General features: G+C 61.5%; 14 protein-coding genes and 2 rRNA genes (1 of these 16 running past the window's edge). 7 read left to right on the top strand and 9 right to left on the bottom strand.

The genetic code is table 11. The annotated features are described in order from the left end of the window. Nucleotides 1-405, top strand: a 23S ribosomal RNA gene (locus M1D68_RS17305) (it extends 2487 nt beyond the left edge of the window). 154 nt (nucleotides 406-559) lie between these two features. Then, nucleotides 560-675, top strand: a 5S ribosomal RNA gene (gene rrf, locus M1D68_RS17300). A 98-nt stretch (nucleotides 676-773) separates the two neighbouring features. Here rrf and M1D68_RS17295 read toward each other — a convergent pair. Next, on the bottom strand, nucleotides 774-1175 hold the full coding sequence (locus M1D68_RS17295; RefSeq protein ID WP_457967897.1) for a lysozyme inhibitor LprI family protein: 402 nt from the start codon (nucleotides 1173-1175) through the stop codon (nucleotides 774-776). 119 nt (nucleotides 1176-1294) lie between these two features. Here M1D68_RS17295 and M1D68_RS17290 point away from each other — a divergent pair, with 119 nt between their 5' ends. After that, entirely contained in the window at nucleotides 1295-1753 is a 459-nt protein-coding gene (locus M1D68_RS17290; protein WP_434559904.1) for an SRPBCC family protein, read from the top strand. A 302-nt stretch (nucleotides 1754-2055) separates the two neighbouring features. On the opposite strand, the gene M1D68_RS17285 is transcribed toward M1D68_RS17290, so the two are convergent. Continuing rightward, nucleotides 2056-3003 (bottom strand): AraC family transcriptional regulator, encoded by a 948-nt coding sequence (locus M1D68_RS17285; protein ID WP_434606980.1) that lies wholly within the window; start codon nucleotides 3001-3003, stop codon nucleotides 2056-2058. 198 nt (nucleotides 3004-3201) lie between these two features. On the opposite strand from M1D68_RS17285, the gene M1D68_RS17280 reads away from it, so the two are divergent. Further along, nucleotides 3202-3939 carry an SDR family oxidoreductase gene (locus M1D68_RS17280; protein WP_457967895.1) on the top strand — a complete coding sequence of 246 codons (738 nt, stop codon included), beginning with the start codon at nucleotides 3202-3204 and terminating at the stop codon, nucleotides 3937-3939. 62 nt (nucleotides 3940-4001) lie between these two features. Here M1D68_RS17280 and inhA read toward each other — a convergent pair whose 3' ends face one another. Further along, nucleotides 4002-4688: an isonitrile hydratase gene (inhA, locus tag M1D68_RS17275; RefSeq protein ID WP_434606975.1), complete on the bottom strand. Its 687-nt coding sequence runs from the start codon at nucleotides 4686-4688 to the stop codon at nucleotides 4002-4004. A 99-nt stretch (nucleotides 4689-4787) separates the two neighbouring features. Here inhA and M1D68_RS17270 point away from each other — a divergent pair, with 99 nt between their 5' ends. Further along, nucleotides 4788-5774: a GlxA family transcriptional regulator gene (locus tag M1D68_RS17270; protein ID WP_457967893.1), complete on the top strand. Its 987-nt coding sequence runs from the start codon at nucleotides 4788-4790 to the stop codon at nucleotides 5772-5774. Here M1D68_RS17270 and M1D68_RS17265 read toward each other — a convergent pair. The 4 genes from M1D68_RS17265 to M1D68_RS17250 form a co-directional block, all read right to left on the bottom strand. Further along, on the bottom strand, nucleotides 5743-6645 hold the full coding sequence (locus tag M1D68_RS17265) for an alpha/beta fold hydrolase (RefSeq protein WP_457967891.1): 903 nt from the start codon (nucleotides 6643-6645) through the stop codon (nucleotides 5743-5745). The genes M1D68_RS17270 and M1D68_RS17265 overlap by 32 nt on opposite strands. Nucleotides 6646-6673: 28 nt before the next feature. Next, a complete protein-coding gene (locus M1D68_RS17260; RefSeq protein ID WP_445570709.1) occupies nucleotides 6674-7051 on the bottom strand; it encodes a hypothetical protein in 378 nt (125 codons plus the stop codon). Between the two features lie 183 nt (nucleotides 7052-7234). Beyond that, entirely contained in the window at nucleotides 7235-9058 is a 1824-nt protein-coding gene (locus tag M1D68_RS17255; protein WP_445570708.1) for a glycoside hydrolase family 15 protein, read from the bottom strand. Beyond that, complete coding sequence (locus M1D68_RS17250; RefSeq protein ID WP_434606968.1) at nucleotides 9051-9851, bottom strand: SDR family oxidoreductase; 801 nt, start codon at nucleotides 9849-9851, stop codon at nucleotides 9051-9053. The genes M1D68_RS17255 and M1D68_RS17250 overlap by 8 nt, the downstream gene beginning before the upstream one ends. Before the next feature lie 157 nt (nucleotides 9852-10008). Between M1D68_RS17250 and M1D68_RS17245 the strand changes: the two genes are divergently transcribed. Continuing rightward, entirely contained in the window at nucleotides 10009-11181 is a 1173-nt protein-coding gene (locus M1D68_RS17245) for an MFS transporter (RefSeq protein WP_434606966.1), read from the top strand. Nucleotides 11182-11231: 50 nt separating this feature from the next. Here the strand turns inward: M1D68_RS17245 and M1D68_RS17240 are convergent, their stop codons facing one another. Together M1D68_RS17240 and tam are read right to left on the bottom strand one after the other, a co-directional pair. Further along, nucleotides 11232-12365, bottom strand: coding sequence for a cupin-like domain-containing protein (locus M1D68_RS17240; RefSeq protein ID WP_434559890.1), 1134 nt, complete (start codon nucleotides 12363-12365; stop codon nucleotides 11232-11234). An 82-nt stretch (nucleotides 12366-12447) separates the two neighbouring features. Next, entirely contained in the window at nucleotides 12448-13218 is a 771-nt protein-coding gene (gene tam / locus M1D68_RS17235) for a trans-aconitate 2-methyltransferase (protein ID WP_457967888.1), read from the bottom strand. A 131-nt stretch (nucleotides 13219-13349) separates the two neighbouring features. Between tam and M1D68_RS17230 the strand changes: the two genes are divergently transcribed. Then, the gene (locus M1D68_RS17230) at nucleotides 13350-14084 is read left to right on the top strand and encodes a thioesterase II family protein (RefSeq protein ID WP_457967886.1); all 735 of its coding nucleotides are present in this window, start codon (nucleotides 13350-13352) and stop codon (nucleotides 14082-14084) included. Nucleotides 14085-14227 lie beyond the last annotated feature (143 nt).

Below are 14227 nucleotides of genomic sequence, written 5' to 3'. Positions count from 1 at the left end.
TCGATGTCGGCTCATCACATCCTGGGGCTGAAGCCGGTCCCAAGGGTATGGCTGTTCGCCATTTAAAGTGGTACGCGAGCTGGGTTTAGAACGTCGTGAGACAGTTCGGTCCCTATCTGCCGTGGACGTTTGAGATTTGAGAGGGGCTGCTCCTAGTACGAGAGGACCGGAGTGGACGAACCTCTGGTGTTCCGGTTGTCACGCCAGTGGCATTGCCGGGTAGCTATGTTCGGAAAAGATAACCGCTGAAAGCATCTAAGCGGGAAACTTGCCTCAAGATGAGATCTCACTGGAGCCTTGAGCTCCCTGAAGGGCCGTCGAAGACTACGACGTTGATAGGCAGGGTGTGTAAGCGCTGTGAGGCGTTGAGCTAACCTGTACTAATTGCCCGTGAGGCTTGACCATATAACACCCAAGCAATTTGTAGACTCGAAAGAGGCCAGATTGCGGTGTTGTGAAGACGAAACGAACCGAAAGTTCGAGATACTCACAAGCAACACGCTATCACATACCCATTCGCTGGAACGTGACCGTAAGGCACGCGCTGGCTACCGAATTTCTTGACGACCATAGAGCATTGGAACCACCTGATCCCATCCCGAACTCAGAAGTGAAACGATGCATCGCCGATGGTAGTGTGGGGTTTCCCCATGTGAGAGTAGGTCATCGTCAAGATTAAATTCCGAAACCCCTATCTGCTGATGCAGGTAGGGGTTTTGTTTTTGCGCTTGGATAAAAACCGGATGGCTTGTCATCCCTCTCATTGTCCTCAATCAAGCTTCAGGCACCGGACAGCTCAGGTCCCCTTCTTTGCAGCTGAGATAGGTGTTGAACGCGTCAATCCGCGCCTTGGTCAGCGTCGTGATGCACTCATTGTGGATCATGGGATGGACGCTTCCGCCTTCGACACCGGACGCCGAAAAGCTACATTCAGCGTCACGGAAGTCAATCCAGGCGCGCTGTGCCTTGACCAACAATTGTTTGGCCGCAGCGTTATCCTTCAGGCGCGCTGTGATTTTTTGGTACAAGCGGTTCAACTCTTTATCGGCGGCCCTGTTTTCCTGGGCTGCGCACTGGTTCAACTCGCCCTGGGTCGTGGCGTTTGCGCAATCACCAGCTTGGACGGGGCTGACGAACAGCAGCGGAATAAGGGGCAGCAGCAAGCGTTTGGACATTATCAATCTCTCTTGACGGGTAAAACTGCCGGAGGGAGTGTACCCAAACAATGCGCTGACACAACTTTCCGGTTGGCCTCGTGGTCTTACAAGCCTAGTGTTGAACAAGGAGGTGACCCATGCATTTACCTGACCGTATCGAAAGAAAGATCTTATTGAAGGCGCCCCGTTCGCAGGTTTGGCGCGCACTGGCCGATGCTGAGACCTTCGGTCAATGGTTTGGTGTGAATCTCGACGGGAAACGGTTTGTCGCCGGAGAGCGCACCCAAGGGCAGATTACTTATCCGGGCTACGAACACCTCGTTTGGGATGTGATGGTGGAGCGTGTCGAGCCCGAGCGGGTGTTTTCGTTTCGCTGGCATCCCTACGCTATCGAGCCACAGACGGATTACTCCCAAGAGTCCGAGACTCAGGTGGAGTTCGAACTCGAAGACTTTAAGGGGGGGACGTTGTTGAAAGTGGTGGAGTCGGGATTCAACGGTATTCCTGAAGCACGTCGACTCAAGGCCTTTCGAATGGATAGTCGGGGTTGGGATGAGCAAATGGCCAACATCGAGGAATTCCTGAGCAAGGCATGATATGGCTTCAGAGCCTTTATCGATCCGATGCCCGATTGACTAAGGGTTTTCGGAAGGAAGGGTATAGCGAATGTCTTACACGGCTTGGTAGTTATATCCTCTATTTCACTTTGGATCCGACGCGTAATCTTTGCTCATCCACTGAAGCACAGGGAGTGCTCAGGATCAGGGATGATCGACCTTGCAAGGATAGCTATCGACAGGGAGTCGTAATGGTCTTGGAAAAACCCGCTTAGGCGGGTTTTTTTTCGTCTGCGAGAAAGATATTCCGTCAGGCCTGGCGTCGGGTTTTGCATGCCGGATCAGGCGCTGCTGGCCTGTAATGCCATCGCCCGCAGACGAGCGATGTCCTTGCTCGGCGAGGCGCCGAATAGGCGGCTGTATTCCCGACTGAATTGAGAAGGGCTTTCATAGCCCATCTTGTAGCCAATTGACGAAACGTCGCAGTTCTCGGCCAACAACAATCGTCGGGCTTCCTGCAGGCGCAGCTGTTTCTGATATTGCAGCGGGCTCATGGCGGTCACGGCTTTGAAGCGATGATGCAGCGCCGAAGGGCTGAGATTGATCATTTGCGCCAGACTCTCGATGCTCAATGGCTCGGCGTAATGGCTATTGAGCCACTCGATGGCTCGGCTGATGCGGTGGGTCTGGGTGTCAGGAATTGCGATTTCATGCAGGCGCCGGCCTTGGGCACCGCGCAACAGTCGATAGAAAATCTCCTGCTGGGCCAAGGGCGCAAGTGTCGCGATGTCGTCCGGACTGTCGAGCAGCCGCAGCAAACGCAGCATAGCGTCGAGCAGGGGTTCGTCAATTCGGTCCAGGAATAATCCGCGGTCAGTTCTTTCAGCCGGCAAACCGATGGGGTTGGCATCGGCAATCAGCCGACAGATCTGGGCCGGCTCAATGTCCAGGCGAATGCACAGGTACGGTTGCTCTGGACTGGCCACGATCACTTGGCCGGCCAGCGGCAGCGTTACCGAGACCACCAGGTAATTGAGAGGGTCGTAGACATAGCGCTCGTGGGCCAGCGTGACTTCTTTGCGACCCTGCACAATCACACAGAGCCCCGGCTTGTGCACGACGTGCAGGGCTTCTGTGGGTTGGTCGCAGCGGATCAGGTGCAACGCTTCAATAGCCGTGGCGTGGACACCAAATTCCGGTGCGAAGCGCTTCATCAGGTTCGCCAGTTCGGCGCGACGCACGTCTATGCGGTTATCAGGCGTGATGGTGATGGACGTGGATACCGACATGCCGATCAATCTCCCTGGCCAATTGAATGGATCGCGCTAGTAAAGCCGATTGCAACTGCGACGACCAGAGGCGCTATCGTTACAGGATCGTGCAAATGCGCAGGAGAATCCGGCTAAACGAAGCGCAGAACGAATCCCTAATCTGGACCTGTCAAAACGCTCCACCGGGAGCCAACACATCCAGACGAGGGATTCATCATGTCCGGTATTCAAAACAAAGTCGTGGTCATTACTGGCGCCAGCAGCGGGATTGGTGAGGCGGCGGCACGCTTGCTGGCTGCCCGGGGGGCTTGCGTCGTATTGGGCGCCCGGCGCGAGGAACGTTTGCAGGCACTCGTGCAGGAGCTTGAGGCCGCCGGCCAACGGGCTGCTTGCAAAGCCGTGGATGTGAGCCGTCGCGATGACGTGCAGAGCCTGATCGATTTCGCCGTCGAAAAATTCGGCCGACTCGATGTGATCGTCAATAACGCCGGGGTCATGCCCCTCTCCAAACTCGAGGCATTGAAAGTCGATGAGTGGGATCGCATGATCGACGTCAACATCCGCGGGGTGCTCCACGGTATCGCTGCCCGCCTGCCACTGATGCAGCGTCAGCGCAGCGGCCAATTCATCAACATTGCTTCCATCGGTGCCTACGCAGTCAGCCCGACTGCCGCGGTGTACTGCGCCACGAAGTATGCCGTGCGGGCGATTTCCGAAGGCTTGCGTCAGGAAGTCGGTGGGGATGTTCGCGTGACCGTGATTTCCCCCGGCGTCACCGAGTCGGAGTTGGCCGAAAGCATTTCCGATGAAGGCGGACGCGCCGAGATGCGTGAGTTCCGTCGGATCGCCATACCCGCCGAGGCCATCGCCCGGGCGATTGCCTACGCCATCGAACAACCGGCGGACGTCGACGTCAGCGAACTGGTGGTGCGGCCGACGGCAAGCCCTTACTGAGGCGAATCGATCCAGCATCGGCTCCAGCCAGGTAACGCTCGCTTACCTGGCTCAACCTCCCGCTACACCTTTTCCAACCGCGCCGCAGCCCGGTGAGTGATCTGCGAACGTACCCGCAAAGACTCTGCCGAACGCCGGTTGGCTTCTTCCAATACTTTCGTCGGCGCCGTGTCCGGACACCCTGAGGCGAACGGCGGTGCGGGAGCGTATTCGAGTTGCAGCTGGACCAGTTCCGCGGTGTCTCGATCGAACAGCTCCGCCGCCAAGGTCAGGGCAAAATCGATGCCTGCCGTGATGCCGCCCCCGGTGAGCAGGTTACCGTCTCGTACTACGCGGTCCTTGACCGGCGTCGCGCCCAGGGGCTGCAGCAAACTGTGGAAGGCCCAGTGGGTGGTGGCGCGCTTGCCACGCAACAATCCCGCCGCACCAAGCACCAGCGAACCTGTGCACACCGAGGTGACATATTTGGCATGGGCCGCCTGGCGTTTGATGAAGGACAGGGTCTGCTCGTCTTCCATCAGTGGACCGACGCCACTGCCGCCGGGGACGCAGATCACGTCGAGCCTCGGGCAGTCCTCAAATGTGGTGGTCGGCAGCAAGACCAGCCCGGTGCTGGAATTGACTGGCGCCAGGTCTTTCCAGATCAGGTGCACTTTTACATCCGGCAACGAGGCCAGTACATCGTAAGGGCCGGTGAGGTCCAGTTGCTGGACCTGAGGGAACAACAGAAAACCGATCTGCAACGTCATGTGGCTTGCTCCTTTGGATGATGGCCGAGGGGTAGACGGTTTTACTGTAGGCTCGTAGGATCTGGCGTATTCGCCAATAAGCCCACGAATCACGCCAATATGCCAAATACACCGAAATCCATTCATGTGCTGGCCTTCGCCAATGTGCAGGTGCTCGATGTCACCGGCCCCCTGCAAGTATTTGCATCGGCCAACGATCTTGTTCGTGGGCAGGGTCTGCCGGCGCCGTACGCGCCGACCGTGGTCGCTGCCGGTGGCGGGGCAGTGATGTCGTCGGCGGGGTTGGCGCTGATGGCCGAGCCGCTTCCCAACGCCGTCAGCGACACCTTGTTGATCGCGGGCGGTTGGGGCGTGTACGAAGCCGCCGAGGATCCAGCCCTGGTGGCCTGGGTCAAACATCAAGGAATGCGCTCGCGACGGGTCGCGTCAGTGTGTACCGGAGCATTCCTGTTGGCGGCCAGTGGCTGGCTGGATGGGCGCCGGGTGGCGACTCACTGGACCCGCTGTGAACAGTTGGCCCAGCAACATCCGCAACTGCGGGTCGAACCCAATCCGATTTTCATCAAGGATGGTCCTGTCTGGACGTCGGCCGGGGTCACGGCCGGGATTGACCTGGCATTGGCGTTGGTCGAAGAGGACTTGGGCCGGGCGATGGCCTTGGAGGTGGCTCGGCATCTGGTGGTTTTCCTCAAGCGCCCCGGCGGGCAATCGCAGTTCAGCGCCACCCTGGCGCTACAAAAGCAGGGCGGTCGCTTCGACAAATTGCACGCCTGGATCGCCGAGAACCTGACGCGGGACCTGGGCCTGTCGAGCCTGGCTGCCGAGGCGGGCATGAGTGAGCGCAGTTTTGTCCGCCATTACCGCGCCGAGACCGGCCAGACCCCGGCCCGCGCCGTGGAACTGATCCGCGTGGAGACCGCTCGCCGTCTGCTTGCCGACAGTGCGGTGCCGGTCAAGCGCGTCGCCCTGCAATGTGGCTTCGGCAGCGAAGAAACCCTTCGCCGCAGCTTTTTGCGAGCTGTGGGCGTGACACCCCAGGCTTATCGGGAGCGGTTCAGTGCCCAAGCAGATCAAGCAACGCCTTGACCGTGGCCTCGGGTGCTTCCTGAGGAATGTTGTGGCCGACGCCGGGCAGTACGCGGCGTTCATAGAACCCGCTGAAGTGGCCTGTATCTTCATCGTCCTCCGTCGCAGGCCCCACACCGTCATCGCCGCCGCACAGGGAAATACTCGGCACGCTGATGACAGGTTGCTCTGTCAGTTTTTCCTCCATCCACTCGAGCGTCGGATCCCCCGGCGCGTACATGAAACGATGGCGGTAGGAGTGGATCGTCACTTCGACGAAGTCCGGATTGTCGAATGACGGTGCGCTAAGAGGGTACAGCTCGGCGCCGCGTTTCCAGGTTGGCGACCAGAGGCGCCAGAGCAATCGGCACAATTCACGCCGATTCTGCGTCAGGCCTTCGACGCCCCGGGCGGTGTGGAAGTAATACTGGTACCACAGACGGTATTCATCTTCGGGGCTCAGCGGCTGGGTTGAATGGGGAATGTCCTGCAGATTGTAGCCATCGCCCGTTACCAGGCAACGGGCGCGCTCGGGCCACAAGGCAGCGACGATGCACGCGGCGCGGCCACCCCAGTCATAACCGCACAGCGCGGCTCGGGGAATGTCGAGCGCGTCCATCAGGTCCAGCAGGTCCTGGGCCAGTGCCGCCTGTTGGCCGGAGCGGGCGATGGCGGGATTGTTGAACCGGGTCGGGCCATAGCCGCGCAGGTAGGGCACGATGACCCGATAGCCGCGTTGGGCCAGGACCGGGGCCACCTCGTCGAAGGCGCGCGGGTCGTAGGGGAAACCGTGGAGCAGGATGATTGGCTCGCCGCTGGCGGGTCCATGTTCTTCATAGGCGATGCGCAGCAGTGGCGTCACCGCGAAATTGACCTTGGGCGCAGTTGTCATATCTGCCTCCGGCATCGCTCGATTGTTGTCAGGCGGGCTCCTGGTTCACGTATTTGGCCCGCTCCGGTGTGAACGTCACGATCATGTTCGTGCTGGAGCAGGTCAGGGTTCGTTCCTGGGCCAGGTCGATGTCCAGGTCCTCCCCGCGCAGGCCCTGCCATTGGGCCAGGTACTTGAGACAACCGAATTTGGCGGTTTTCTTCAGACTGCGGCTGACCCCGCCTTTCCAGCCCAGCACCGGCAGTTCACCGTCCCGGCAGCGTTGAGCCAGTTCCGGAAACCTCGCCGCCCGGTCGCGGCCGATTTCCCAGCATTTGATCAAGCCTTTGTCGTGGTCGTCCCAGAGTTCTTCCCGGGTCAGCCCTGTTCGGGGCTCGGTGGTAATGGAGCGTTTGATGTGCGTCATGTCAGGTCCTTGAATCGGGTTTTATCGGGCAGCTCCGCTGCACCCGTGAGTGCATCGATCTTAGGAGAGGGTTGGAGGACTGGCAACCTGCAGCCAGCGAAATGCGTTCAGCTTTGTTGGAATCCAACGTGGCGAGGGAGCAAGCTCCCTCGCCACGGAATCGTCATTGGTCATAACCGCAGCTCACGGCTGCCAGTGATTTTTCTCCCCGCTCAACTTGCGATCCAAAAAGCTCGCCGCGCTGATCAGCGCCAAATGGCTCAAGGCCTGGGGCAGGTTGCCGAGATGATAACCGTGGCTGTCGAACTCCTCGGCATACAGGCCCAGCGGATTGGCGTAGCGCAGCAGCTGTTCGAATTCCAGTTGGGCTTTTTCAACCCGGCCGGCGCGGGCCAGGCATTCGACGTACCAGAATGAGCAGGCCACGAACGAACCTTCGGTGCCGCTGAGGCCATCAATGGGGTTGTCGTCGGTGCGGTAGCGATAGACCATGCCGTCTCGCACCAGGTCTTTTTCGATGGCGTCCAGCGTCGACAACCAGCGCGGGTCGCGGGCGCTGACGAAGCGCACCAGCGGCATCAGCAGCATCGAGCCGTCCAGGGCGGTGCTGCCCAGGCACTGGACGAAGTGCTGATGTTCGTCGCTCCAGAAGTTCGTCCAGATGTCTTCGTAGATGGCCTGGCGGGTTTCATCCCAACGGGCGAACGGGGCGGGCAGGGAGCGTTTGCTCGCCAGGCGGATGGCGCGGTCCACGGCCACCCAGCACATCAAGCGCGAGTGCAGGAAATGTTGCTTGTCGCCGCGCATTTCCCAGATGCCGACATCCGCGTCCCGCCAGATCGTGCATACCTGATCCACCACATCGACAGTGTGTTTCCAGCCCTGGTGGGAGATGGCTTCGCCGTATTTGTTGACCAGGTACACCGCGTCCATCAGCTCGCCGAAGATGTCCAGCTGCACCTGCTGGTAGGCCAGGTTGCCGATACGCACCGGCTGCGCGTTGCCGTAGCCGCTCAGGTGCGTCAGTTCGGTTTCGGGCAATTCAAGCCGACCGTCCAGGCCGTAGAGGATGTTGAGTTTGGTCGGTTGGTCGCGACAATCGCTGACTCGGCCACGCAGCCAGCGCATGTAAGCGTTGGCTTCGTCGACAAAGCCCAGGCGCATGAAGGCGTAGACGGTAAACGAGGCGTCGCGGATCCAGGTGTAGCGATAATCCCAGTTGCGCTCGCCGCCACGTGATTCCGGCAGGCCGAAGGTGGCGGCGGCGAGGATGGCGCCCTGTTTGCGCGATGTCAGGAGTTTCAGCGCCAGGGCGGAACGGTTGACCATTTCCCGCCAGCGGCCGCGGTAGTTCGATTGGCTGATCCAGCCGCGCCAGAACGCCAGGGTTCGTTCCAGGCAAAGGGCACTGGTATCGTCCACCAGCCGAGGGTCGTCGATGCTGCCCAGCAGGAACTCAGCGGTCTGGCCTTGCTCCAGGGTGAACTCCGTCACTGCCGCCTGGCCGTCCAGCGTCAGGGGCTGGTCGGCGCACAGGCGCAGGCTCGGTTGTTGCGTTGCCTCGAAAATGACGTGATCGCCCTCCTGGCGCGCCGTGGTCGCGGCGCGGGAATAATCATGGCGCACCGCGCAACGCATGCGAAACGTCGCGCTGCCGACGGTCATGCGCACCCGACGCATCAGCACCGGCAGGTCATCCTCGCTGTCGCCGATGGGCAGCAAATCGGTGATTTCCACCACCACGCCGTCGCTCAGCCAGCGGGTCTGCAGGACGTTGGTGTCGGGCAGGTAGATCTGCTGGCGACGGGCGTCCGGCAAGATCGGCGCGAGTTGAAAGATGCCGGCCTCGGGAGTGTCCAACAGCGAGCAGAAGATCGACGGGCTGTCGAATTCCGGCCAGCAGAAAAAATCCACGCTGCCTCGATCGTTGACCAGCGCGGCGGTGCGCATGTCGCCAATGATGCCGTGGTTCTCGATGGGGCTTTGCGGTTCGTCATGATCAACCATTGCCGCGGAACCCCGGATAGAGGCTCATTCCACCGTCGATGAACAGCGTGGTGCCCACGACATAATCGGACAAGTCCGATGCCAGCCAGACCACCGCATTGGCGACATCCTCCACATCGCCGACCCGACCGTAGGGGATGAGCTCGAGGATTTTGTCCTCATTGTCGCCTGCCATGGCCTCCCGATTGATGGCCGTGCGGATGGCGCCGGGGGCGATGCTGTTGATGCGGATGCGCTGGTGGCTGGTTTCCTGGGCCAGGGTCTGCATGAGCTGGTCGATGCCGCCCTTGGATGCCGCATAGTTGACATGACCGGCCCAGGGGATGCGCTGATGCACCGAGCTCATGTGGATAATCTTGCCGGCGGCCCGGGACACGCCCTGGCGAATGCCCTGGCGGTTGAAGATTCGCAGGGCGGCGCGGGCGCAGAGGAATTGGCCGGTGAGATTGACGTTGATGACGGTGTTCCAGTCGTCCAGGGTCAGGTCCACGGCGGCGGCGTCCTTTTGCAGGCCGGAGTTGGCGACCAGGATGTCCAGCGTGCCGAAGGCGTCGAGGGTCTGGGCGAACAAGCGTTCGACATCCTGCTCCTTCGATACATCGGCGCCGAGGGCGATGGCGCGGCCGCCGCTGTCGTTAATCTCGCGGGCCAGGTCTTCGGCCGGGCCTGCACTGGAATGGTAGTTGAGCACCACGGCGGCACCGGCCGCCGCCAATGCCCGGGCGGAGCCGGCGCCGATGCCAGAGCTGGCGCCAGTGACCAGGGCAACTTGTCGGGCGAGGGAAATCTGCATGGGTAGCACCTTGAACTGAGGGCCTTACTTGCTGACTGGCGCCAGGTGCCGAGAGTTCATTTGCAGGAAACAGTCTTCACATTTCACCCACAGTTTTACGCTTTGCCCGTCCCGGTCGTTTATGGCAAGTTGCAGACCCTTGTTGAGACCGTGTCCCATGGCAAACCCCTATCGTGAATTATTCACTGCCCCTGGCAGCCGCGGCTTCGTGCTGGCGGGGATGATCGCGCGCATGCCGATATCCATGACCGGCATCGGCGTGATCACCATGCTTTCGCAGCTCAAGGGCGGCTATGGTCTGGCCGGCGCGGTGGCGGCGACGTTTGCCTTGGCGACCGCGTTCTGCGCGCCTCAGGTGTCGCGGCTGGTGGACCGTTTCGGCCAGGGACGGGTCTTGCCGGCGGCGGCGTTGCTGGGGGGCGGGGCGCTGTTGATGCTACTGCTGTGTACGCGATTGCAGGCGCCCCATTGGACGCTGTTCCTGTTCGCTGCCCTGGCCGGTTGTATGCCCAGTATGTCGGCGATGGTCCGAGCGCGCTGGACCGAGGTGTATCGCGGCCAGCCGCAACTGCGCACCGCTTATGCGCTGGAGTCGGTGCTCGACGAGGTCTGTTTTATTGTTGGGCCGCCGCTGTCGGTGGGGTTGTGCGTGGTGGCGTTCCCGGAAGCGGGGCCCCTGGCCTCGGTGCTGCTGCTGGCGATCGGCGTGACCGCGTTTGTGCTGCAACGTGGGACCGAGCCGCCGGTGCATCCGCACCAGGCCCATCATCAGGGCTCGATCATTGGTTCAGGGGATGTGCTTTTGCTGCTGTTGTTGATGGTCGCCATGGGCGTCATTGTCGGGGTGGTGGATGTGGTCAGCGTGGCGTTCGCCCAGCAGCAGGGGCAACCGGCGGCGGCGAGCATCGTGCTGTCGGTCTACGCCATCGGCTCGTGCCTGGCCGGGCTGGCGTTCGGCGCGCTGCGCTCCAAGCTGCCTCTGCCGCGGTTGTTCCTGTATGGCGGCGTGGCGACCGCGGTCACCACGCTGCCGCTGTTGTTGGCGAGCAATATCCTCGGATTGTCCCTGGCGGTGTTCGTTGCCGGTTTATTTTTTGCGCCGACGCTGATCGTCGCCATGGCCTTGGTGGAGCGCATCGTGCCGCCAGCCCGGCTGACCGAAGGCCTGACCTGGCTGGTGACTGGCCTGAGCATCGGCGTGGCGATCGGCGCGGCCGGTTCGGGGTGGCTGGTGGATACGTTCGGCGCGCGCAGTGGGTTCTGGCTGGCGATTGCGGCCGGGGCGGTGGTGCTGGGGGCGGCGGTGCAAAGTTATCGCCAGCAGAGGTAAGCGACAGGTTTGCCGTACACATTCCCTCGCCACGAGTGCAAGTTCGACCGCTACCAACCCCGTCCCGAATTCACCCAGAAATTGACTGACAGCGATGTGGACACCGATTCCACTTGATGAAACCAGCCTTCCGGCAAGAACAGCAGGTCACCGGCCTCCAGTGTGGCCCGCAGGAACGTCACGTCCCGGGCGCTGGGGAAACGTGCATAGTCCGGCGCGTCGGGATTGAAGTCGCAGCCGTCCAGCCCGCCTTGGGGCGCGGTCGACCAGGTGCCCAGGGCTTCGCGGTGGTGGGGCGCGGCGAGGGTGAAGGTTTTCTGGCCCCAGACCTGCGCGAACAGGTTATCGGTGTCGTCGCGGTGCAGTGGGGTGAGGGTGCCCTTGGGACCGATCCAGATACGTGGCGGGATGAACAGCGAAGCGTCGAAGTAGGGCGGGTATTTGATCAACTCCATCAACTGCGCCGGCAGAATGTTGTTGCCCATGTACGCCGGCGGCTCGCCGTTGGCGGCCGTGGTCACCGGGTTGTCGAGGGAGGCGATGAAATCGGCCATGGAGGTGGAGCGAAAATCCCGCTCCGTTGAAAAGGTTTTCTTGACGTAGTCGCCGTGGCGGGTGATGCCTTGCAGCTCGGCAAAATGCACCAGGGTTTCTTCCCGGCTGAGCTTGAACAAGGGCCAGTCCTGCAGCGCATCGCTGATGACCACCGGGATGCCATGGGGCAGATAGCGCGCCTTGAATTCCTGGACTGACAACCCGCTGCACGGCCGACGTTCCACGCTGTGTTGGGTTGGCAGGCTGGCGGTGAGCTTTTCGCTGAAGCGCGACGGGGTGGGGTAGCGCTTGTTCATGTCGACCTTTTCCACCGGGCGGCTGCCATGGCGCGCATGGTCGATGATCTGTGGCAGCAACGTCGCCAGGCCCATGTTGCCGCCGATTTTCAGGCGGCCGCTGGCGAACAGTTCCTCGACATTGGCCAGGCCGGCCATGATCCCGAGGAAGTCCTTTTCCGCCACTTCGATGGTGACGTCGGGGCTGGCGTGGCGCCCGGCCTGGGTGCGGCTGGTGGCCTTGACCTCGGACCAGTACGCCTGGTGCGGGCCGAACACGAACTGGAAGACGCCTTCGATACCAACGGCGCCGGCATTGGCGAACAGCTTGCCCAGGATGGTTTGCAGGTCCACGGCGGTCACTCTTGCGGGTTTTCGGTCTAGCAGGTAACGAGGGCCGTGACCGAAAATTTAGCCTGTGACGCCAATCGCCGCCCTAGCGTGTCGCGACGATGAAGACCCGTGGAAACGGCAGCAGGACCGAACCATCGTCCAGGGTCGGGTAGGCCTGTTCGACAGCCTTGAGGTATTGCGTCAGGTATAGCTCGCGTTGCGTCTCGTCCAACGGTTCGAGAAACGGGCGCAAGCCGCTGCCCTTGAACCATTCCACGATGCCCGAAGCGCCACCGGCCAGTGGATGATGATAGGTGGTGCGCCACACATCGACCCGGCTGCAATGGGGCTTGAGGATCGAATAATAGGTGCTGGCGTCCTCCACCTCGGTCCGAGAATCAGCGGCCCCGGCCAGTTGGCTGGCCCAGGGGCCGTTGGCCGCAATCTCCCGCATCAAGCGGTGGGACGGCTGATGCAGCGTGTCGGGCATCTGGATCGCCAGGCTGCCACCTGGCGCGAGTTTGTCCACCAGTGACGGCAGTAGGGTGGCGTGGTCCGGCAGCCATTGCAGCACGGCGTTGGCGAAGATCACCTCGAAGGGGCCGCTTTCATTCCAGTGGCCGATGTCTGCCGTGTCGAATGTCACGCCGGGCAAGCGCTTGCGGGCGGCTTCGACCATGTCGGCGGAACTGTCCAGGCCACGCACCGTCGCGCCGGGGAAGTGGTCCACCAACAGTTCGGTGGAGTTTCCGGGGCCGCAGCCCAGGTCGATCACCTGGCGCGCCTGTACCGGCGGGATCGCCGCCAGCAGATCGCGGGACGGGCGGGTGCGTTCCTGTTCGAAAGCGACATATTGTTGGGCGGACCAGCTCATTGTGTTCTCCTTGGGCAGACCAGAACCATGGGGTTTGCAGTATAAGACGCATCCAGGGGAGAGGCCGGCGACTAATTTTTTACGGCCCGGCCTCGTTATCCTTTTGACTCGAACGATCGGAGAAAACCGCAGTGACCCAACTGACCCTGCTGTGCCTGCCTTATTCCGGCGCCAGCGCAATGGTGTACAGCCGGTGGCGGCGCAAATTGCCGCAATGGCTGCACGTGCAACCAGTGGAGTTGCCGGGACGCGGGGCGCGCTTCGACGAGCCGCTGCACACCGAGATGGGCCCGTTGGCGATGCAACTGGCGCGGGAGCTTTACCCGACGCTCCAGGCGCCGTACGCCTTGTTCGGTCACAGCCTGGGTGCGCTGTTGGCCTGTGAAATCGCCCATGCCCTGCGTGAACTCGGCAGCCCGGAACCGGTGGCGCTGTTTGCATCCGGCACCGCCGCGCCGACGATGCGAGCCGACTACGATCGCGATTTTGCCACGGCAAAGACCGACGCTGAGTTGATCGTGCAACTGCGCACCCTCAACGGCACGAGCGAGGAGATCCTGGCCAATGAAGAACTGATGGCCCTGACCCTGCCGATCCTGCGGGCCGATTTTTTGCTGTGCGGACGTTTTCAGCCGCGGCAGCGACCGTTGCTCAAATGCCCGGTGCACGTGCTCGGCGGCACCGCCGACAAGGCCACCACGGCGCAACTGATGGGCTGGCGCCAGGAAACCACGGGCAGCTTTTCGGTAGACATGCTGGCCGGCGGGCATTTCTTCATCCACGAGCACGAGGCCAAGGTGCTGCGGCTGATCAAGGATCAGTTGAGCGTGCATCATCGGCGGCATGGGTTGGCGATCAGCGCATAACCCGTTAAAGACCCGCTTTCGTGACCTAGGGAGCTTGCTCCCGCTGGGCGGCCGGGCCGCCTCAAAAAGAATGGCGCATTAACCCAGGCAGACTGCATCAGCCGGTTTACGACTGCTGCGCAGCCGAGCGGGAGCAAGCTCCC

This window comes from Pseudomonas sp. R4-84 (assembly GCF_054130985.1).
Note: the sequence above shows the minus strand (reverse complement) of the source record. Positions and strands in the feature narration are given on the sequence as shown.